The sequence below is a fragment of the Psychroserpens sp. genome, assembly GCF_036960315.1.
Lineage (GTDB): Bacteria > Bacteroidota > Bacteroidia > Flavobacteriales > Flavobacteriaceae > Psychroserpens.
On record NZ_JBALVR010000004.1, the window covers coordinates 61,574 to 82,338 of the forward strand.

Genomic DNA, 20,765 nt, shown 5'->3' on the forward strand with positions numbered 1-20,765 from the left:
TTCATTATGAATTTTAAGAATTACTTTTGTACCTTGCTTTAACCTCATGTTTTCAAGAATTTATCTTAAGCTTGATCTGAATACTAATAACATAAATGATTAGTGTTATAAGAATTTGGGTGTCTTAATTTGTTATGCATCATAAGTTATTATTGATAAAATGGTTTAACTTAGTAGATTTTCATAAAAATGATGTTTTAATGCTTCAAAATAGACAGCTTTCAGCAATTATGTTTACCGATATTAGAGGGTATACGGCCTTAATGCAACAGGACGAGGAGCATGCTATTGAAATAAGAAATAGACATCGAGAAGTATTTAATTCACTCAACAAAAAATATAATGGCGAACTCATTAATTATTTTGGAGATGGTACCTTAAGTATTTTTAAAAGCTCAATTGAGGCTATTAAATGTGGCATTGAAATGCAAAAAGAATTTCAAAAAGAACCACATATTCCTGTTCGTATTGGAGTTCATTTAGGCGATATTATCCGTACAGAATCTGATATTATTGGAGATGCTGTTAATATTGCATCCAGGATTGAATCCTTAGGAGTTGCTGGTAGTGTCTTGTTATCAGATAAAGTTAACGAGCAATTAAAAAATCAAAGAGGTATCAAAACTCAACTTTTAGATACGTTTGAATTTAAAAATGTAAACGACCCTATTCCAATTTTTGCTATTGCCAATGAGGGTGTTGTTATTCCTAAGCTATCAGAAATCAAAGGTAAGACTAAGGATATTGAAACCGCTTCGGTTACACCTTCTAGCATGAAGAATTATTTTGGAGAATTAAGGCGTCGTAACGTTATTAAATCGGGTCTTGCTTATGTTGTGATTGCTTGGTTATTAATGCAAGTTTCTGTTTTTGCCTTTCCATATTTTAACGTACCGCAATATATTTCTCAATCGCTTTTATTTGTATTAGCAGTTGGTTTTCCGTTTTGGCTTGCTTTTTCATGGGTTTATGAGATTACTCCTGGAGGTTTAAGAAAAACTGTAAACATTAATCCTGAAGAATCCATAGGTAAACAAACCAATACGAAGTTAAATAGGATAATAATTAGTGGTTTGTCAATTGGAGTAGTAGTGATGGTCATCAATATATTTGGAATTAATCAAACTATTATGGATTCTTTTGAAAAGAATATTAGTACTCCTATAATTGAAGACACTAATAAGTCAATTGCAGTGTTGGCATTTGCAGATATGAGTCCAGAAAAAAATCAAGAGTATTTTTCAGATGGTATTAGTGAAGAAATTTTAAACCTCCTTACAAAAATTAATGATTTGAAAGTGATTAGTCGTACGTCATCATTTTCTTTTAAAGACAAGGATGTGACAACTACTGAAATAGGCACTAAGCTTAATGTTAATCATATTTTGGAAGGTAGTGTTCGTAAATTTGGAAATACGTTTCGAATTACCACTCAGCTTATTGATGTGTCGGATGGTACTCAGGTTTGGTCAGAAACTTATGATCGACCTATGGATAGCATTTTTAAAATACAAGACGAGATTGCGAATATGGTAACTGGTCAGTTACAATTGACACTTTTAGGAGTATCAAATAAAAACAGTACTGCCAATTCAGAAGCTTACACACTGTATTTGAAAGCCAAGCATTTATCTCATCAAACGAATAAAGCATCTCAAATTGAAGCTGAAAATATTGTCAAGGAATCCATAGCAATTGATTCTTTATACGCGCCAGCATGGAGTTTATTAAGTGATATATACCATACAGGGTCTTATAATTTTCTTATCAGACCTCTAACTGAAGGTATTGATTTAGGTATTACAGCAGCCCAAAAAGCAATTGAACTAGATCCGGAATATGCTCTAGCGTATTCAAATTTAGCAAGTTTGCAGTTGTTGGCTTGGGATTTTGAAACTGCTGATGAGAATATGAACAAGGCATTAGATCTGGATCCAGGCAATTCAGTTATCATTGGCACTATTGCTCTTAAGCAATTTGGTAATTTGGATGAAGGCATCAAATTATTAAAAAAGGCCATTGTTTTAGATCCTCTTATTTATGCCAATTATTACAATCTTGGCTATTTCAATTGGCAAGCTAACAATTTGGATGAAGCAGATGAAGCCTTAAATACATTTGCCTTTTATTATCCCGAAGCTTCAGCATACCATTATATAAAAGCTCAAATATTAATTTCTAGAAATCAATATGAAGACGCATTAATCGAGGCAGAAAAAGAACCTAATGCCTTTTTTAATCTCTATGGTAGAACTTTTACGCTGTTTGCTTTGGGAAGAACTGAAGAAGCTGATGCAGTATTAAAAGAAATTGTAGATACTTATGGTGAAACTGAAGCAACCAATATGGCTGATATATATGCATTTAGAGGTGATGCAGACAAGGCGTTTTTTTGGTTGAACAAGGCAATTAAAATAAAAGACCCCGTTTTGCTTGAGAGTCTTAATTACCCATCTTTTAAAAACCTTCACAAAGATCGTCGTTGGAAATCATTTATAAACCGTATCGGTCTTCCTGAAAACCACGGGGTTCCATTAGAATAGTTCACTATTTTACTACTGAGAATGACCTGAAAGAAGAGGTTTTCTGTTATAAAGTCAACATCCAACTACGTTTCAAACGTTTAAATTTCTTTAGTTCATTTTGAAGAATAGGTAAATAATCTTTACCATTACTATTGCAATGTTGTAAACGGTTACAGTTGAGATGTAAACGATGTGTCAATCGCTCAATTGAATCTAAATGTTTGTGTTTTTTTTCTGAAAATCGCTCGGCCTGAGCTTTTTCGATTTCAGGCGCTAATGATTCTGATTGTTGAATGATATCACCAGAGAAATAAATGTCTGAGTCTTCGGAGCCATCTGGTCTTAGATACGTCAAATCCTGATTAATGTATGTGGAGATATTTCTTGATAAAACAAGAATATCCATAGCCTTTTGATATATAGGCAGTTCATATAAGTGAGATGGGATATTATAATTCATTTTTCTTTAGCAAAGCGTAACAAATTTAGTGACAACTAACGATATTATGCTTTAACATTTAAAGTAAAAACGTATATTTGATTTAAATATTGAGTATAATTTTAAAATTACTTTAAATGCAGATTGATTCTTTGAGCTGGAAAATTTTGAAGCATCTTCAACTGAATGCACGACAGTCTCATACTGAAATTGGCCGTCAAGTTGGGATTAGTTCGCCTGCCGTTTCTGAGCGTATCAAAAAAATGGAAGATGCAGGAATTATTGAAAACTACAACGCATTAGTTTCTCCATTTGAAGTGGGGTATCAACTAAAAGCTTTAATCACGTTACGTGCTTTTATGGGCATGTTGAAACCCTTTTTAGAAAAAGTAAAAACCTATGATGAGGTGATTAATTGCTATCGTATCACTGGCAATGAAAACTTCGTGATGGAGGTGATTTTAAAAAATCAAAAACACTTAGAAACTTTTATTGATCAATTGATTGTTTATGGTGAAACCAAAACACAAATAGTGTTATCACATGTGGTGAAGCACAATGAGGTAAAACCTTTAAAGTAATATTATTCTTTTATAATAATATGCGGAACCTCCTCTATTTTCCAATCAATCACCAAACCTCCAGCAAGGCTTTCAGCAATTTCTTTTCCGTAGAGATATTCACAAAGATATAAAGCTGCTTCAAACGATTTGGCACCTCCGGCTGAGGTGATGTATTTTCCATCGTGAACAAATAAGACCTCTTTTCTAATATCTAAATTTGGAAAGCGCTCACGCATCGCATCAACATCACTTGGGAATGTTGTAGACACCGAGTTATCAAGTAATCCAGCTTGTGCTAATACAAAGGCACCATCACAATGCGAGGTTATAAATTGTGCCTGTTCATCCACTCGTTTTACGAAATCAATCATGACTTTATCATCTAAATCGGTGTCTAAATGATGCTCTGCGCTTGGCACAACAAGAATATCAATTTTTGGCAAATTATCCTTGGTGTAGTTAAAATCTGGAAGAATGCGCATACCTTCAAAAGTGATAATTGGTGCATCGGTATTAGCAACTGTAAAGACATTCATAGGTTTAATACTATCTCTGAAGATCGTGTGTTGAAAAATGTCAAAAGGCGCAGTTAATTCGGTATTAAAAACACCATCCATTATTAAAAAAGCCACATTATAACGGTTAGGTTCTAACTTAGGAAATTCTTTTTCGTCATGCTGAACTTGTTTCAGCATCTCATTATTAGAGGCTTTATTTTTCTCTTCAGAAGTATTGCAGCTTACAAAGAGTAATATCGTGAATAAGAGTAGTATGTGTTTCATTTTAGTGTATTCGCCAAGGCGGATTTTTTCGATTGTTTCCAGCTTTATAAAGAATAATGTGGTTGCCATCTAAATCGCTTAAATGTGCTTCTCGCCACAACCAGTCTTTATCTTCAGCTTCCGAAGTAAATATAATTCCTTTTTGCTGAAGTTCATCCACTAATTCATTGAGATTATCATCTTCAAAATAAATGCTAATGCCATTGCCTTTAGGTAATGTGTCGACTTTATGTATGGAAAACGTTGCATTTCCGTCAGGACATTCAAACCTTACATAGCGAGGCAATGCATCAACAATAAGTTTTAGGCCTAACGTTTTATAAAACCTCGATGCTTCGGTAACATTTAATGATGGTATGGTGATTTGATTTAAATTCATTGCACTTCTTTATTTTGATTCATATAATATTTTAAAAACATCAAAAGCATAATACAAACCACCGATAATAGTGTAATAATTAACCATGTATTATTGAATCCTAGATAGTCAACTAATTGCATTCCTGCGTTATGCCCAAAAATATGAGCAACGGAAAAGGCCATGACGTACATTGCCATATATTCACCTTGATTTCCTCGTTTTGCGCGTTGAATAGCAAAAGAATTTGAGAATGGAAATGTAATCATTTCACCAATGGTCATAAATAACATACCAATAACTAAAATGCCAATCCAAGACGTAAATGTCAAAATAATGAAACTGATGCCTACAAGAATTGCTCCAAAGAGCATAAGACCGGTTTTTGTAAATCGACTACTTTCGAGCCACTTTATTAATGGCATTTCCAATATAAAAATAACTAGCCCATTAAGTCCAAGTAATAGTCCTATTTCGAATTCTGATAACGCATGTACATCTTTATAGTACAATGGCATGGTAGAAAAGTACTGTAGAAAGATGACACCAAAAAGGACCATAGCTACAAAAAACATCCAAAAGGGCTTGTCTTTATATACAGATTTTGGGTTGTCTACTTTAAATTCATCTAAAGGTTTTGTGACTTTTGGATTTAGTACTTTGACTAGTAATATTGTTGCAAGAATGCAAGTAATTCCATCAATCCAAAATAAGCCACCATAACCTATCGTTGTGATAATTAAACCTCCAACAGCGGGTCCAGCAGAAAAGCCTAAGTTAATAGCTAAACGAATTAGTGTTACTGAGCGTGTTTTGTTTTCAGGTTTACTATAGGCACTCATCGCTACATACATAGCAGGTCTAAAGGTGTCAGCGACAACCATTACTAAAAATATTCCAATACAAATAGATGTGAATGTATTTAGGAATTGTAATGCAATAAAAAGTACACCTGTAGATAGTAAGCTTCTTACCATGACTTTGTAATAGCCTATTTTATCGGTTAGCTTGCCTCCAATCCAGGTGCCAACTACAGAACCTAAACCAAATGCAGACATAATCCAACCAACATCACTAAAGGTGAATTTTAAATTTTCTGTGAGATACAATGATAGAAAAGGGATCACCATGGTACCAGCTCGATTGATTAAGGTAATTAGGGCTAGCCACCACACTTCTTTAGAGAGGCCTCTAAATGTATCTACATAATTTTTAAAAAGTGTTTTCATTTTGATTGTTGTGTAAATGTAAAAAGTCCGACGTTATCGTCGGACTTTTTATGATTGATTGGTTATATAATTATATTATCATAGCATATAGGAAGTCCGACTCTTGAGATAAGAGGTATGTCTTTTAATATATGAAATGACGCAGTTCTGCATTTTTTTTCTTAATTAATGTTCACCAAAGCTATAAAAAAATTATTAAATATCAATTTAATTGTCAGATAAGACATTAGAGCACATTTGTTTTTTATGTTTTATTCGAAAAATTGAATGATGTCTTATCGATTAACTTTCATTTAGTTTATTCAATAAGTTATCAATTTTTAAATTGAGCATATTCAATTGTGAATCATATTTTTCAGTATCCTCCTTAATAATTTTCTTTATCAACTGAAATGCCTCAAACCTTAGTTGGGAGTACTCTAAAAGATTTTTACTTTGTTCCATCACATCAGAAGGCAAACCTTCAAGCGTAATTAAGTCTTGCATGATTTTAATATTCTCATCCCATTTAGGGAGGACCTTGTGGTTTAGTTCATTTAATAATAGCAGGTCGTCCTTAGTTTCTATGTGATTAAAAAAGGTGAGAGACTCGGTTTCATTTTTTGAGAATTCGGCAATTTTTTCATCGTAAATGTCATAAGCTGGGTTGCTTCCTTCCATATAAGCGTAACCGAATATTCCAGCAGCGAGGATTAACAGAGCAACGAAACCAACACCTGCAGCTCGCCATCCAGAAAAGAATGCATTTCCATGTTCTTTATGGCTTTTTAAGGCGTCGCCTTGCATCCATTCTACAATTCCCCAAATAATCCCGGTATAAATTAGAGGAATGAGCTGTTTTGGCATTTTGTCAATGATACTTTCAGGAATCATGAAAATGCCTCCAAAAAGTACGATTGTAGCGATGATTCCGATGATTAAAGAATTGCGTCCTTCGGTAGGTTTGTCTAAAGCATTAAAATTTTCTTGAATTAAATAGCCAGCCGCTAATGGACCTCCTAAAAATGTGGCGCCACCTATAGCTTTAGATGAATGAAGTTTTTTGTCAAGCGTTGGGTTTTCAAATGGTGATTCTTGTTCGGTCATTTTTGGTTTGTTACATTGGGAAGAGGCTAAAATAGTAAAAGAAAACAAGCTAGTGGAAAAATCCTACGAATTTTTGGATTAAGTGAGAATATAGCAATGAACTATTGATGTTGTTGGCTAACGTTTTTAATTCATAACGGCCAATTAATATGATCAATTAAGGAGTACTATTATAAAAGTAAAGCTTTTCTTTAAATGAAATCGCAAAACTGTTTTATACAAGTTTCTGAATTTTCATTAACTTTAATCTAAGAAAATTGTTGCATCAAAATGAAAATTCTCTATACCATAATAGGAATTGCATTCCTGCTTTTCGTAGTGGTGATGGTATACATGGTCTTAATTCAACCACATCTAGATGCCTATAAAAAAGGAAAGTAATAATAAGTGTCTCCGCATTCCGGCCAGGTAAATTTCTACAGAAACTTTTTTTTTATTCTTAATGTTGGTAACGAGTTCGTGTATGATTTCGTTGTTAGAGAACTAAGATAGCAAAAAAAAGAAAACCCATAATTCAGAAGTGAAAAAAATCCGAAGTGGATTCCAAGCACAATAAGTTATAAACGGTGTTAGGCCTATTTTTCATTATTGTAACAAATAGAAAAGCCTATCAATTATAACAGGCTTTTCTATGCAAATATGTTTAAAGTAATCGATTAGATTACTTTGACGTTTACTGCATTCAATCCTTTAGGACCTTCTTCTACATCGTAGCTTACTTTGTCCCCTTCATTGATTTCATCGACTAGTCCATTTGCATGTACAAATACATCTTTGTCACCTTCTTCTGGAGTGATGAATCCAAATCCTTTAGAATTATTGAAAAATTTTACTGTTCCGTTACTCATGATAAAAAAGTTATTAATTATATGTAAATGTAGGGATTTATTACAGTTCTGACTAAATTCTTCATAAGAACATAATTATCATGAAGTTGCAATTATTATTATTCTCGTGTTAAATTCTCGCTAGCTTGTGAAATCAAACTTTTTTTTGGGTCAGAGATAATTATGTTTGCCTAGTTATACAACGACAAAATATACTTTTATGACCTAATTTCAATCTATCACACAACTTTAATGTTTTCTTTAGCTATTACAAAATCAAATCGTATTTTTGAATTGAAAATTATACGTATGAGATCTTATTTACTACTTGTTTTACTATGTGTATCCATACTAAGTTGTGCTCAGGATAAAACACCTATTGCTGGAGAGACCGAATTTCAGAAAGAAATTAATTCCGATTATAAAGATGCCACAACATCACCTTTAAAAGATAAAGACCGAAAGAATTTTAAGGGCTTAGACTTTTTTAAATTCGATTCTACTTTTGTTGTAAAAACAAATTTGAAACGAACTCTAGATTCAAAGTGGTTTAAAATGCAAACGACAACGAGTCGAGTTTCTGATGAGCGTGTTTATGGTGTTTTAACTTTCAAATTAAAGGGTAAGGATTATAAATTGAATGTTTATCAAGGGAAAGCGTCAATGAAAACAGAAGGTTATGAAGATTATCTATTTCTTCCATTTTTGGACAATACTAATGGTGAACACAGTTATGGTGGCGGACGCTATATCGATTTACGTATTCCTGAAGGCGATACCATAGAAATTGATTTTAATAAAGCGTACAATCCGTATTGCGCTTATAACGAAAAATACTCGTGTCCAATCGTACCTAGAGAAAACTACTTAGATCTAGAAGTAAAGGCAGGCGTGAAGACGTTTAAGAAACACTAAAAAAGGTTTGCGAAACCATATAACCCAACCACACACAAAAGAAACCTACTAAGATACTAGACAATACATAGCTTAAAAAAAGATTGGTTTGTCCTGCTTTTAATAATGACATGCTTTCGTTTGCAAATGCAGAATACGTAGTGAAACCTCCACAAAAGCCAGCTACTAAAAAGACGAATAAATCATTAGATAATTTGTCTTTAACCAATATATAGCCAAATACAGTACCAATAATAAAACTACCAATGAGGTTAACAATAAATGTTGCCCATGGAAAAGAAAGACTATCAAAGGTGAATTGCTTTCCGATAATAAAACGAAGGGCACTTCCCAAGCCACCTCCAATAAATACGAGTAGAAGTTGTTTCATCTGCTAATTTTATTGTTTTTAATTGTCAGATGTAATTCAGATATATAAACTTGACAACTTGTTGAAGATTCTGTTATTTTGCTCATTTCATTTATTCGACTTCTAAATAAATTTCGGTTACCCAATTTGCTGGATTTGGAGTCGAATGCTCACTAGTGACATAAGATTCAATAGCCATTCCAGTTTCAGGTTGTACTAAATTGTTCGTTGTAATATAAGCCATAGTTTTATTCCATGCTTCTTGGAGATTGTCGTAGTCGCCTTTCAAAATGGTTTTAACAGCTTTAAAAGGTTCTAATTGACCTGTTAAAACTTCAGGATCTGTAGTGATAATTTTTGAAGTTGTTGGAATGCAACAAGAAAACATAACCGTATTGTTTTCAGTATCCCATTTGTGATAAATAACAAAAGGTTTTCCAGCCATCGTTACATTGTTAGTGATAGCATAATCACCAATTTTTGGCATCATTTCTTGCATTTTTGTTTTAAAATCTTCCATTTTACAAGAAGTCGTATTGTAGAGATAAAAGCCTCCACTATGCTCAGTGATATCTTCTATAGTAACACTGTATTTTTTCATATCTACAACCAAAACACTGTCGAGTTTTTCTAAACCTCTTTCGAAGTGCGGACCTATTTGTTTTTCCATTCCTCCCATAAAAGCAGAAAATGCTTTAAAACCAAAAGGAAGTTCCTTACCAGAAATGGTCCATGTGACATCAGTTTTGTTTGTCCCATTAGGTTTTAAATTCCACTTTACATCAGATTTTGGGAATTCAGCAAATTGCATTTCTTGTACGATGATTTCATTTACTTTGGTATCTACAGTTTTCATTGTTCCAACACCATCTTCATCTTCCCAAGAATAGAATCCATTGATGCCTCTAGTTTGCTCAGGCAGTGTTATTTTTGTTTGTGGTTTAGCTTCAACCCAAGACGACCAAGCTTCCCAGTTTTTGAAGTCAATAACATTTTCATAAACAACACTCGCAGGAGCATTTATAGTTTTTGTGCGTGTGACTTCAAATGAATTGGGTTGAACAGCGATATATATCGCTATACCTATAAAAAGGATTAAAAGCAAAAAGAGAATATACTTGAGCGCTTTCATTTTTCGAATTTGATGTTAAATTAGTTAGGTAATCAAAGATAATCAATTTTAGGAGATGTCTATAAATGTTTACATTTGCCGGACAACAATTAAATATTTAACAATGAAATTAAAATTTATACTAGTGCTATCTATAATGGCTGGTTTAATGTTCTCTTGTGGAGAATCTGCAGAAAATACTACAAATGTGGAAGTGAAAAAGGAGTTTGACTATAATGTTGAGCAATTTGCAGACATTAAAGTGTTACGTTATCAAATTCCGGGCTGGGAAAACTTGACGCTCAAAGAGCAAAAGTTAGTGTATTATTTAACACAAGCTGGTTTGTCTGGACGCGATATCATGTGGGATCAAAATTACAGACACAATCTTAAGATTAGAAAAGCATTAGAAAATATTTACACCAAGTACTCAGGTGATAAAGCATCAATTGATTGGAAGGCCTTTGAAACATACCTAAAACGTGTATGGTTTTCTAACGGAATTCATCATCATTATTCAAACGCCAAATTGAAACCTGAATTTTCTTCGGAATATCTAAAAGGACTTTTAGGTGATACCAATACAGTTTTGGAAGGCGAAGCATTTGATATCATCTTTAATGATAAAGATGCTAAAAAAGTTAATCTAACTAAAGATGTTGATAATGTATTATTATCTGCTATAAATTTCTATGGTCCAGATGTGACTACAGCTGATGTAGAAAATTACTACAAAAAGAAAGTGTCTCCTAATCCAGATAAACCTTTATCGTATGGTTTAAACTCTCAATTGGTTAAAGAAGATGGTGTTCTTAAAGAACGTGTTTATAAATCTGGTGGTTTATATGGAGAAGCCATTGATGAAATTATTAAATGGTTAGAATTAGCTGAAGGTGTTGCCGAAAATAAAGCACAAGGCGAAGCGCTTGGGTTATTAATCGAATATTACAAAACAGGTGACTTACAAACTTGGGATGATTATAATGTGGCTTGGACAGCTGCTACAGATGGAAATATCGATTACATCAATAGTTTTATTGAAGTATATAACGATCCAGCAGGTTATAGAGGTTCTTATGAAACGGTTGTACAAATTAAAGATTTTGATATGTCTGAGAAGATGGCAGTTTTATCTGAAAACGCACAATGGTTTGAAGATAATTCGCCTTTAATGGATGAACACAAAAAAGATACTGTAGTTGGAGTGACTTATAAGGTTGTTAATGTTGCTGGAGAAGCAGGAGATGCATCACCAAGCACGCCAATTGGTGTTAACTTACCAAATGCCAATTGGATTCGTGCAGCTGTAGGAAGTAAGTCGGTGTCTTTAGGAAACATTATTCATGCCTATAATAATGCAGGAAGTACGGGTCGATTAAAAGAATTTGTTCATGATGATGAAGAATATGAGTTAGAAGAGAAATATGGTCAGGTTGCTGATAAATTGCACACCGCGCTTCATGAAGTTATTGGTCATGCTTCTGGACAATTAAATCCTGGTGTTGGAGAAACCAAAGAGACACTGAAAAAGTATGCATCAACTTTAGAAGAAGGTCGTGCAGATTTAGTTGGATTATACTACTTATATAGTCCTAAATTACAAGAATTAGGTTTAGTTGACGATTGGAAATCTGTTGGTAAAGCAGCTTTTGATGGTTACATTAGAAATGGTTTAATGACACAATTAATTAGATTAAATCTTGGTGATGATGTCGAAGAAGCACATATGGTAAACAGACAATGGGTGTCAGCTTGGGCTTATGAGCAAGGAAAAGCAGATAATGTCATTGAAAAGTTAACAAGAGATGGAAAAACGTATTTCAATATTAATGATTACGAAAAACTACATGAGTTATTTGGTCAATTATTAAGAGAAACACAACGTATCAAATCTGAAGGTGATTTTGAAGCTGTTGAAGCTTTAGTCGAAGGTTATGGTGTTAAAGTTGACCAAGCGGTTCACGCTGAAGTTTTAGAGCGTAACAAACAATTTACATCTGCACCGTATAATGGATTTGTAAATCCAGTTCTTGTTGCCGAAAAGGATGAGAATGGTGAAATTATAGCAGTTAAAGTAACCCAGCCTGATACGTTTGACGGGCAAATGTTGAGTTATAGTAAACACTTTAGTTTTCTTCCAGTTATGGTGAAAATGTAAGCTTATATTTTAGTATAATAAAACAGGATGTAATTAATTTTACATCCTGTTTTTGTTTACACTAAATTTCAATAATAGCGCATTAATAGCTAAAAGAATTAATAGGACTAACATATGTAATTGTTTTTAATGTCATCGTAATGGTTTTTATAGGTCATCACGACTGTGATTTTTGATGTTGCAAACGAAATATAAATGAAAAAGCAAACAAGTTATCTGTTCTATTTAATTTTAGTTTTTTTCTGATATTTTTTCTGTGCGTTTCAACTGTAGATTTTCTCAAATCTAGCTCTAATGCAATACTAGTGTTTTGTAAGCCTTTACCTATGAGTAAAACTACCTGTTTTTCACGTTTGGTCAATGTGTTTGTGTTTTTTGGAGTTGAACTATTTGATGTTTTTATAAACTGAATTAAAAAATCAATAAGATGCTCATTATCGTAAATGGATTTGGTAGCATTTAATACTGAAAATAATTCGGTATTGCTAAGTGTTTTGTGGGTTACACTAAGTTTGTCTATAAGTTGTAGCAATTGGTGTTTTGCTGTTTGGAGGTTCTCTGTCATAATTGAAAAGTATCGTAAATTATTAAGCAAAAAAACCCCCAATAAAGGGGGTTTTCAGGTAGCTGGAAATAAAAAAATACTCCCTATGAATAATAGCATAACCAGCCAAAACTAACTAATGTTTTATGACGCGTTTTGTGACTTTTTTATCTTCAGAAGTTATCGTTAGTAGATACATGCCGCTAGCGAGCTGACTAATATCTAATGCTTGTATAGTTGAAGTGATGTCGCGAGTTAGGATTAATTTACCTGTACTGTCATACAATACAATGTTTGCGTTTGATGAATTAGCTAAGTCGATAGTTAACCAATTTATTACTGGATTTGGATAGATTCTAAAGTCCTCAGATTCAAATTCTGAATTACTAAGACTATCATCGATAATCAAAGTAATATTTGCTCTAATAATAACCAAGCCTGGAAGTGTCGTATTCGTAATTTCACAATAGTAAACGCCGCTGTCAGATATTTGAGCATTAACAATAGTATAGGTGTCGGCATTAGCATCACTTATAGCAACCTCGTCTTTATACCATTGATACTCGTTATTCATAGCAGTATCCTGAGGTTCCCTGTTAATATCGGTGTCATTAACATCTAAAGTAATATCTACTCCAGGAAGAGATTCTATTTCTAGTTCTACATCTAGAGTGCGTTGTGGCGAATAACTAATATATGCATAAGGAACCCCATTATTTATTAATGGTTCTAAATCACTAAAATCAAAAAAGTTATTTTCAACTTGAATTGATGGTGTTGGATTTATATTACCTGAGAAATCAGGTAAAGGTCCTACTAAATCATTATCATTTAAAAGTAGACTACGTAAATTTGTTAAACTACTTAAACTGTTAGGGACTTGTCCATTAAAGCTGTTACCTCGTAAATCTAATATATCTAGATTTGTTAGATCGCCAAAAGATGCTGGAATAGTTCCTGTAAAATTTTGGCCCGAAGCAAAAACGCGTTGTCCAAAAAGCGTCATATCTGTTAAACTTGAAAGATTTCCTAATGTAGAAGGTAAATCACCTGTCATACTTGTAGCTATGATTCTAAGTTCCCATAAATTTGATAGATTTCCAACGCTAGATGGTATCGCTCCTGTATTTCCAGTTAACTGAATACGCAACCTTTGTAGTTGAGTAAGATTTCCTAAGCTAGTGGGTAATTCCCCAATTAAACCCTCTTCTACACCTATATTTAGCATTTCCAAATATATTAAGTCTCCTATTTCAGTAGGTAATTCCCCATTCAAGGCTGCATCACCAAAAATGCTTATTTCTATAACTTTATTTCCTCTAGTCTTAATAAATTTCCAAGTTCCTACGGGTTCAGAACTTAACCAATTGGTATTATCTGTCCAATTATCACCATCAGTTGCATTATAAAATGCAATTAAAGCGTCTCTTTCTTGCTGGCTTACTGGACCTGTTAAATTTATAAGTGAACGTTGAATTAATAAACTAGGTAAAGTCGTACTTGTGATATAACACCCATAAGTATCTATATCGGCAGACTGTATATTTGTTAATTCGAATGTGGCGTTTGTAGCTCCACTTATAAGAATATTTGCATTATTGAATCCACGGTCTTTATACCATTGATAGCTAACATTTGATCCTGTATCAGGAGTAACAGAAAGTGTGTAATCTGATCCCAGAACGGGTTCAAAATTTATAATAGGATCTAGAGTTGTCTGAAATATATATCTAAAATCTAGTAGAGTAGAATTATTGGCGAAGTGTGTTTCAAGATCTCCAACCGAAAAATTATTAGAATCGACATCATATACTTCTAGAGTAGAAATCCCACTTAAATCTGGCACTTCTCCGAATAAATTATTTAATCCAAAATCGGCAGTTTCTAAAAATGTCAAATCCGAAAGTGAACTTGGTAAGCTTCCTGTTGCTCCAAAACCAGATATAACAACAGATGTCACATGACCATTTTCTACAGTCACATTTGTCCAATCTGAAAGAGGTGCAGAAGTATTCCAATTGGTGTTAAAAGGCCAGTTAGCACCATTTGCAGAATTATACAAATCTATTAATGCTTGACGTTCTTCTGGAGTTCCATCTTGTGAAATAGTTCCCTGTACCCTTGATAATTCACCAATAGCATCCCTATGTACAAGTACGTAATAAGACTGACCGTCAACAATATTAATTGAGGGTTGTGTTTCAAAAGCACAATTTGAAACCACTGATAAATCTGCTTCTGAGTTTACATTAAGGTCTGCAGCTGAATAGATAATTACGAAAGCATTACCAGTAACTGGTCCACCATTTTGAGGGAATAAGAAAAATTGAGCAGTTCCGTTGGTTGTTGCTGTAAATTTATAATAGACTTTAGCATATGTACCAGTTCCACAATCAAGTGGCTCTATACCGTTTGTTGTTGCTAAATCTAAACGCAAATTTTCATCATTAAAGTTGGCCTCTGTAATTTCAATGGCATTTTCTATTAAATCGTTGGGTGGCGGAGATGTAAAAGAAAAGGTAATTCTAGATAAGGCATCGGCATCAAGTCTATGCACTTGCACATAATACGATTGACCAGCAGTTACAGTTAAATTACTTGTACTTGCCAAGACGCAATCTGAAGCAATGTTAAGTTGTGATTCATCCGTTTCATTTAAATCAGACGCAGTATAGAAAATAACAAAACTTTGAGTGATAGGTGTACTAATCATATCTGATAGCACAGCACTGACGTCTCCATCGACAGTTGCAGTGAATTTGTAATATACCTTTGTAAAGGTGCCAGTTCCGCACCCTGTTGGTTCTATTCCAGTAGTGGTGGCCAAATCTAAACGTAGATTTTCATCACTATAACTTGATGGGTCAATTTCGATTGCATTTTCAATCAAGTCATTTGTGGGAACTTGTGAAAAGCAAATAGAGGTTAATATTAGGGCAGTCAAAACGAGTAGTAATCTCTTCATAATTAACGGTTTAAAAAGGTTGAATTAATAGCTTTAATAAAGGTAAGATTCTATTTTTCATTAAAAATACCTAGTACTAGGTATTTTTAAGAGATAAGTCTCATGCTTTTATTTTCGATATAATGGCACTTTTAAGCCTACAAACAGATCGGTAGTTTTTGAACTATCTGATAGTAGATTACTAAATATAGAACCAGAACCAATTGTTAATGGGCCAAATCGGAAACCTCCTCCAAATGCAAAATCACCGTATTGTCTAATACTCAATGGCGCATAGAAACTAAACCATTTTGTCTCAAGTCTTGGTGCTACAGTAACAGTATTTAGGATGGAGTTGTTTAACTCATTTCCTTTTTTTACCATAGAAAGATTTGCCTGTGCGCTTACCAACCATTTATTAGATATTCTGTAATCTACCAAAAAGTGTAAGGCTGTAGGTAACTGTATTTTTGTGTCCTGATTTGATGCTGTGTTATTGTAATTATTATCAAGAAAATCTTCAATATCTTCATCAAAGGTTGATGTATCTACTGTATTATTTAAATCATAAATTGTTGTTTCAGCATCCTTATAATTTATAGACCCAATATCGGTTACAGAAAGGCCGATTTTCAACTTATATTTATCTCTATATGTAGGAATTGTATCATTATCCCTATTAGGATGCCACTGGTATGTAAAACCTAAATCGAGTCCAAAACCACTAGTAAGGTTACTAAAATCGATATCGTCTTCATCAAAATCACTTGTATTTCCATAATTTAGAGTTCCTTGCGTAGCTAAAGTTTCAGAAGCAGATGTATATTGTCCTTCTAATCCTGGGCTACTCAAAAACAGAGCCCCAGCACCTTGTATGTATTTTAATGTCACACCTGCTTTCAGTATGTGATTTGGTTTATTCATTATTAGTCTTCCGTAGGCTAATCCTATTTCTGACCAAGCATGTATGGTTCCACTTAAATTTTCAGAGTTGAAATCAAAGTCATCTTCAGATTCAAAGTCATCTTCAATAGTTTCAAAAAGCTCTCCACTAATATCATTGATATTAACAAAGGCTCTTCCACGTGTGATAATTCCAATACTACTTTTCTCATTGAGATTAAACATAAATGAAGGACCTACGACATCTGCATTGAAGAAAAAGTTGTTAGTATTACTCGGAAATCGTTCTGAGTCTTCTTCAATATCAAAACCATCACCACCTAGAATATCACTAACGTTAATTCCAAAATAGTCACTACCACCAAAAGCACTTAACGAAATTATGTTGATGTCAGCTCTGAAATTTGAACCTACAATGTTAGAAGGGTTATCAGTAACACCGTTAATACCTGAATAATTATCTACGGTATGACCTATGTAGTTTTGACTATTTACTGAATTGACGAGGCATAATAAGAGTAATAGAAATACGATTTTAATGGATTTCATATAGATTGTAATTGATTGGTTAATAGTGATGTAAATCTATGAAATCATTGTACCTAAAAACAATACCCAATATTAGGTATTTATGGATATAGCTCTCTATTTAGAATTTGTATTTTTTCTCTAAAGCATAGCGCATCAATTCACCTTTACCTTGAAGCCCTAAGATGCGAGCCATATTTTTACGATGTGTATCAACTGTGTGTACTCCAATAAATAATTCATCAGCGATTTCTCTAGAAGTTTTGCCTAAGGCGATAAGCTCTAAAATTTGAATTTGGCGTTTAGTTAAGAGTCCTTTCTTTTTCGTTTTCTGAATCTAAGACATTGGTGTTAATATTGGCATTAGCAGTTATTATATTTGGGACGTAAACCTTTACTCCTAGAGGTAAAGGTTTAATGTTTTTTACCCTTGTGCTGTCTTCTTGTGCTGATGCATGAATTGAAAGCATTAGCATTAGAGAAAAAGACATGCCTTTTATATAAATAGTATCTTCATATTGTTATTGTCTAGTATATGTGTCAGTATAAACATCACTGCCATCTACTTCTTTTATAGTAAGTGTGGTACTGTTTAATGTAGTAATTTCAGAAGTATACGTTTCTCCTTCTTCAGTAATACTAACCGTATTACCATTAATAGTATAATCAACAGTAAATGTGTCTACCATTGTACAATCTACACCGTAAAAATCTGTGCTTGTGACTTGTGCCGAAGTGATTGTGAGTGTAAATAATATTTCACATTCGTCTAAGGGTATGTCAGTACCATTTTCAGTTGAAGAAACCCATTTCCATATTCCAATAATGTTAGCTTGGTTTTGTGCTGTTGTATCATCTGAGTTGTCATCATCATTACTGCAAGCAAATGCAGTTATTACAATAAATGTTAATACAAATAATTTTTTTAAATGATTCATAAGTTTGGTTTTATTAAATTAATAGGTCACAATGTAAGAAAGGTCTCAATAATAAAAAATCCCTAGTATTGGGTAAATTTAAAAACGATATTTTTTTTCTAAGGCATATCTCATAAGCTCTCCTTTACCTTGTAAACCTAGAATGCGAGCCATATTTTTACGATGTGTATCAACTGTGTGCACTCCAATAAATAATTCATCAGCGATTTCTCTAGAAGTTTTGCCTAAGGCGATAAGCTCTAAAATTTGAATTTGGCGTTTAGTTAAGAGTCCTTTCTTTTTAGTTTTGTTTTCTGAAGCTAAAGCATTGGTATTGATGTTGGCATCAAAATAGGTCTCGCCTTTAGCAACAGTTCGAATGGCATTTAAAACTTCTGAAAGTGCAGAGTTCTTCAAAATGTAACCCGTTGCACCTGCATCAAGCATTTGTTGTATCGCATCGGTTTGATCGAACATGGAGAAGGCTAGGACTTTGATATGCGGATTTGATTTTTTTATATGTTTGGCGGCTTCAATACCATCCATTTTTGGCATTCTAATATCTGTAAGAACAACGGTTGGGCGTTTTAGTTCAACAATCTTTAATAACTCTTCACCATCATTAGCTGTGCCAACGATTGAAATATCTTCTTCATATTCTAAAAGCAATTTTATGCCATCAATAAGTGATTGATGATCTTCTGCTATGGCTAATCGTATCATATTGGTAAGTCTATTATTATAGTTGTTCCTTGATTTATTTCTGACTCAATGGTTAATTTACCATCTAAGTGTTCTACACGTTTATCTATACTATTTATTCCCATTCCTGCATTAGACTTTGTAATCTGATGTGGATTAAACCCTTTGCCATTATCTTCAACCATAATATTTAAATTGTCTTCATGATTGGTAAGATGTATCATTCCTTTGGTAGCATTTGCATGCTTAATAATATTTGTAATCAGTTCTTGAATAATTCTGAAAACAGAAATTTCTAATGTGTTTTCTAAGCGCTGGTCTAAGCCAAAACTTTGTACTTCAAAGGTAAGACCGTTAATTCCAGATGCGTTCAGTGATAGTTTTTCAATAGCTGGTAATAACCCATTTTTAGCCATTACACCACTGTTTTTTAAATGTGCCATTGAGCGTATTTCAACATAGGCATCTTCGAGTAATGTGCTCGTTTTTTTTATAAAAGCTTCTGAGGTTTTTATATCGATTTGGTTGTTTATGAGATATTCAAATTGCAGTTTTGCAGCTGCTAGAGTTGCACCAACACTATCGTGTAAATCTGAAGCTAATCGTTCACGCTCTTTTTCTTGTCCCGCAATCATTGCATCAATGGTGGTTAACTCTAAATCTTTTAGAATTTTTTCTTTTTCATCAATTTGGTCTTGATGTTCTTTTTCAGCTTTACGTTGCTTACGTTTTGTGTTTTTGAAAATCAGAAAAGCGAAGATTGACATAGCAGACAAGCTCCCTCCCCAAGCTAAAGTGAGATTAGTTCTTTCATTCTGGTATGCCATTTCAGTCTTTAATTCAGTAGCAACATTAACTAGACTATCTTGTGTTCTATGATTGTCAATTTTCATTTTCTCTAGTGTCTTTATATTTGCATGATCATCAACAGTAGTACGATATTGTCTCCTTAACTCATGATATTTCATAGTAAGATCAAAATCCTTTTTTCCTTTATAAGCTTCAAAAAAATAGTAGTATGCACCATCAATTCCACTTTTAAGAGAAATGTTTTCTGCATAATGAAGCATTTTATTTGCTGTTGTAATTAAGCTATCATATTGTTTCTTCTTAAAATAAATATGGCTGAGATTACTGTAAGCATTTGAAAGAATGTTAAAATCATTTATGTCTGTACCAATTTGAATAGCATTGTCTATTTCTTTTTTAGCCAATTCAAATTCTTTCTTTTGGTTATATGAACTGGCCATATTAATAATAGCTACAGCTTCTTCATATTTGTTATTTGTTAAATTAGCTAATTCTCGACTTTGACGAAAATATTCCAGAGCAGTATCTGATTTATAGCGCCAATCATAAATATTACCTATACTCAATAATGCTTTAGACATTAATAATGTATCTTTTAGTTCCCGACTTATTTGAAGACTTTTTTCGAAATATTTTTTTGCTTCATCTAGATTAAATATTTTTCTATAGGAAATGCCTAAACCTCTAATGGCCATAGCCATTCCTCTTTTGTTGTTTAATTCTGTGTACAGTGATAAACTTTCATTTAGGCTTTTTGTAGCTTCGGCATTATTACCAAAAACAGTTACAACATCACTTAAGAGAATCAAGGCATCAGCTTTCTGCTTTTTTAGATTATGGTCTTTTGTGAAATCTATTAGATCTAGAGTCATAGCATATGCGCTGTCTGTTTTACTCCCTAAGTAATAATCATCAATAAAATATTTATAGGCATTTGCTCTTACCGTATCTACCAATTTTGTATTGTTCCAAATTGTTAGTAATGAGTCTTTGCTTTTTTGACCATAACAATTAATTGAAATGAAAACGATAAGTATTACTAGCCTCAATTTAATTTTCATATAATTTAATTTTT

Annotated in this window: 20 protein-coding genes; 4 read left to right on the plus strand and 16 right to left on the minus strand. The window is 33.1% G+C overall.

The genetic code is table 11. The features are described 5' to 3' along the window. Positions 1-200: 200 nt before the first annotated feature. The gene (locus tag V7719_RS08270; protein ID WP_335729417.1) at positions 201-2,543 is read left to right on the plus strand and encodes an adenylate/guanylate cyclase domain-containing protein; all 2,343 of its coding nucleotides are present in this window, start codon (positions 201-203) and stop codon (positions 2,541-2,543) included. 46 nt (positions 2,544-2,589) lie between these two features. Here the strand turns inward: V7719_RS08270 and V7719_RS08275 are convergent, their stop codons facing one another. Next, on the minus strand, positions 2,590-2,985 hold the full coding sequence (locus V7719_RS08275) for a hypothetical protein (protein WP_335729418.1): 396 nt from the start codon (positions 2,983-2,985) through the stop codon (positions 2,590-2,592). 116 nt (positions 2,986-3,101) lie between these two features. Here V7719_RS08275 and V7719_RS08280 point away from each other — a divergent pair, with 116 nt between their 5' ends. Beyond that, entirely contained in the window at positions 3,102-3,545 is a 444-nt protein-coding gene (locus V7719_RS08280; protein ID WP_335729419.1) for an Lrp/AsnC family transcriptional regulator, read from the plus strand. Between the two features lie 2 nt (positions 3,546-3,547). Here the strand turns inward: V7719_RS08280 and V7719_RS08285 are convergent, their stop codons facing one another. From V7719_RS08285 to V7719_RS08305, 5 genes are all read right to left on the minus strand, one after another. Beyond that, positions 3,548-4,309: a DJ-1/PfpI family protein gene (locus tag V7719_RS08285; RefSeq protein ID WP_335729420.1), complete on the minus strand. Its 762-nt coding sequence runs from the start codon at positions 4,307-4,309 to the stop codon at positions 3,548-3,550. A 1-nt stretch (position 4,310) separates the two neighbouring features. Continuing rightward, on the minus strand, positions 4,311-4,688 hold the full coding sequence (locus tag V7719_RS08290) for a VOC family protein (protein WP_335729421.1): 378 nt from the start codon (positions 4,686-4,688) through the stop codon (positions 4,311-4,313). Then, positions 4,685-5,896, minus strand: a complete 1,212-nt coding sequence (locus V7719_RS08295; protein WP_335729422.1) for an MDR family MFS transporter — start codon at positions 5,894-5,896, stop codon at positions 4,685-4,687. Before V7719_RS08295 ends, V7719_RS08290 begins: the two co-directional genes overlap by 4 nt. A 282-nt stretch (positions 5,897-6,178) precedes the next feature. Further along, complete coding sequence (locus tag V7719_RS08300) at positions 6,179-6,982, minus strand: hypothetical protein (RefSeq protein ID WP_335729423.1); 804 nt, start codon at positions 6,980-6,982, stop codon at positions 6,179-6,181. A 656-nt stretch (positions 6,983-7,638) separates the two neighbouring features. Further along, a complete protein-coding gene (locus V7719_RS08305) occupies positions 7,639-7,830 on the minus strand; it encodes a cold-shock protein (protein ID WP_335729424.1) in 192 nt (63 codons plus the stop codon). A gap of 288 nt (positions 7,831-8,118) precedes the next feature. On the opposite strand from V7719_RS08305, the gene V7719_RS08310 reads away from it, so the two are divergent. After that, the gene (locus tag V7719_RS08310; RefSeq protein WP_335729425.1) at positions 8,119-8,724 is read left to right on the plus strand and encodes a DUF1684 domain-containing protein; all 606 of its coding nucleotides are present in this window, start codon (positions 8,119-8,121) and stop codon (positions 8,722-8,724) included. Here the strand turns inward: V7719_RS08310 and crcB are convergent. Both crcB and V7719_RS08320 read right to left on the minus strand, forming a co-directional pair. After that, positions 8,711-9,094, minus strand: a complete 384-nt coding sequence (crcB, locus tag V7719_RS08315; protein ID WP_335729426.1) for a fluoride efflux transporter CrcB — start codon at positions 9,092-9,094, stop codon at positions 8,711-8,713. The genes V7719_RS08310 and crcB overlap by 14 nt on opposite strands. 91 nt (positions 9,095-9,185) lie before the next feature. Further along, positions 9,186-10,205, minus strand: coding sequence for an SRPBCC family protein (locus V7719_RS08320; protein WP_335729427.1), 1,020 nt, complete (start codon positions 10,203-10,205; stop codon positions 9,186-9,188). 103 nt (positions 10,206-10,308) lie between these two features. Between V7719_RS08320 and V7719_RS08325 the strand changes: the two genes are divergently transcribed. Next, complete coding sequence (locus V7719_RS08325) at positions 10,309-12,342, plus strand: dipeptidyl-peptidase 3 family protein (protein ID WP_335729428.1); 2,034 nt, start codon at positions 10,309-10,311, stop codon at positions 12,340-12,342. A 157-nt stretch (positions 12,343-12,499) separates the two neighbouring features. Here the strand turns inward: V7719_RS08325 and V7719_RS08330 are convergent, their stop codons facing one another. The 8 genes from V7719_RS08330 to V7719_RS08365 all read right to left on the minus strand — a co-directional run bounded on the left by V7719_RS08330 (position 12,500) and on the right by V7719_RS08365 (position 20,751). Then, complete coding sequence (locus V7719_RS08330) at positions 12,500-12,907, minus strand: response regulator transcription factor (RefSeq protein WP_335729429.1); 408 nt, start codon at positions 12,905-12,907, stop codon at positions 12,500-12,502. 115 nt (positions 12,908-13,022) lie between these two features. Then, positions 13,023-15,851 carry a leucine-rich repeat domain-containing protein gene (locus tag V7719_RS08335; protein ID WP_335729430.1) on the minus strand — a complete coding sequence of 943 codons (2,829 nt, stop codon included), beginning with the start codon at positions 15,849-15,851 and terminating at the stop codon, positions 13,023-13,025. Between the two features lie 108 nt (positions 15,852-15,959). Next, a complete protein-coding gene (locus tag V7719_RS08340; protein WP_335729431.1) occupies positions 15,960-17,282 on the minus strand; it encodes a DUF5723 family protein in 1,323 nt (440 codons plus the stop codon). 100 nt (positions 17,283-17,382) lie between these two features. Next, on the minus strand, positions 17,383-17,598 hold the full coding sequence (locus V7719_RS08345) for a response regulator transcription factor (protein ID WP_335729708.1): 216 nt from the start codon (positions 17,596-17,598) through the stop codon (positions 17,383-17,385). After that, the gene (locus tag V7719_RS08350) at positions 17,564-17,752 is read right to left on the minus strand and encodes a hypothetical protein (protein ID WP_335729432.1); all 189 of its coding nucleotides are present in this window, start codon (positions 17,750-17,752) and stop codon (positions 17,564-17,566) included. Before V7719_RS08350 ends, V7719_RS08345 begins: the two co-directional genes overlap by 35 nt. Positions 17,753-17,782: 30 nt before the next feature. Next, positions 17,783-18,199, minus strand: coding sequence for a lipocalin family protein (locus V7719_RS08355; protein WP_335729433.1), 417 nt, complete (start codon positions 18,197-18,199; stop codon positions 17,783-17,785). Positions 18,200-18,277: 78 nt separating this feature from the next. Next, the gene (locus V7719_RS08360; RefSeq protein ID WP_335729434.1) at positions 18,278-18,901 is read right to left on the minus strand and encodes a response regulator transcription factor; all 624 of its coding nucleotides are present in this window, start codon (positions 18,899-18,901) and stop codon (positions 18,278-18,280) included. Continuing rightward, complete coding sequence (locus V7719_RS08365) at positions 18,898-20,751, minus strand: tetratricopeptide repeat-containing sensor histidine kinase (protein WP_335729435.1); 1,854 nt, start codon at positions 20,749-20,751, stop codon at positions 18,898-18,900. The genes V7719_RS08360 and V7719_RS08365 overlap by 4 nt, the downstream gene beginning before the upstream one ends. Positions 20,752-20,765 lie beyond the last annotated feature (14 nt).

Bases quoted from the DNA above. Each gene is read 5' to 3' on its own strand.
- V7719_RS08270 (WP_335729417.1), top strand. From the start codon at position 201: ATGCTTCAAAATAGACAGCTTTCAGCAATTATGTTTACCGATATTAGA.
- V7719_RS08275 (WP_335729418.1), bottom strand. From the start codon at position 2,985: ATGAATTATAATATCCCATCTCACTTATATGAACTGCCTATATATCAA.
- V7719_RS08280 (WP_335729419.1), top strand. From the start codon at position 3,102: ATGCAGATTGATTCTTTGAGCTGGAAAATTTTGAAGCATCTTCAACTG.
- V7719_RS08285 (WP_335729420.1), bottom strand. From the start codon at position 4,309: ATGAAACACATACTACTCTTATTCACGATATTACTCTTTGTAAGCTGC.
- V7719_RS08290 (WP_335729421.1), bottom strand. From the start codon at position 4,688: ATGAATTTAAATCAAATCACCATACCATCATTAAATGTTACCGAAGCA.
- V7719_RS08295 (WP_335729422.1), bottom strand. From the start codon at position 5,896: ATGAAAACACTTTTTAAAAATTATGTAGATACATTTAGAGGCCTCTCT.
- V7719_RS08300 (WP_335729423.1), bottom strand. From the start codon at position 6,982: ATGACCGAACAAGAATCACCATTTGAAAACCCAACGCTTGACAAAAAA.
- V7719_RS08305 (WP_335729424.1), bottom strand. From the start codon at position 7,830: ATGAGTAACGGAACAGTAAAATTTTTCAATAATTCTAAAGGATTTGGA.
- V7719_RS08310 (WP_335729425.1), top strand. From the start codon at position 8,119: ATGAGATCTTATTTACTACTTGTTTTACTATGTGTATCCATACTAAGT.
- crcB (WP_335729426.1), bottom strand. From the start codon at position 9,094: ATGAAACAACTTCTACTCGTATTTATTGGAGGTGGCTTGGGAAGTGCC.
- V7719_RS08320 (WP_335729427.1), bottom strand. From the start codon at position 10,205: ATGAAAGCGCTCAAGTATATTCTCTTTTTGCTTTTAATCCTTTTTATA.
- V7719_RS08325 (WP_335729428.1), top strand. From the start codon at position 10,309: ATGAAATTAAAATTTATACTAGTGCTATCTATAATGGCTGGTTTAATG.
- V7719_RS08330 (WP_335729429.1), bottom strand. From the start codon at position 12,907: ATGACAGAGAACCTCCAAACAGCAAAACACCAATTGCTACAACTTATA.
- V7719_RS08335 (WP_335729430.1), bottom strand. From the start codon at position 15,851: ATGAAGAGATTACTACTCGTTTTGACTGCCCTAATATTAACCTCTATT.
- V7719_RS08340 (WP_335729431.1), bottom strand. From the start codon at position 17,282: ATGAAATCCATTAAAATCGTATTTCTATTACTCTTATTATGCCTCGTC.
- V7719_RS08350 (WP_335729432.1), bottom strand. From the start codon at position 17,752: ATGTCTTTTTCTCTAATGCTAATGCTTTCAATTCATGCATCAGCACAA.
- V7719_RS08355 (WP_335729433.1), bottom strand. From the start codon at position 18,199: ATGAATCATTTAAAAAAATTATTTGTATTAACATTTATTGTAATAACT.
- V7719_RS08360 (WP_335729434.1), bottom strand. From the start codon at position 18,901: ATGATACGATTAGCCATAGCAGAAGATCATCAATCACTTATTGATGGC.
- V7719_RS08365 (WP_335729435.1), bottom strand. From the start codon at position 20,751: ATGAAAATTAAATTGAGGCTAGTAATACTTATCGTTTTCATTTCAATT.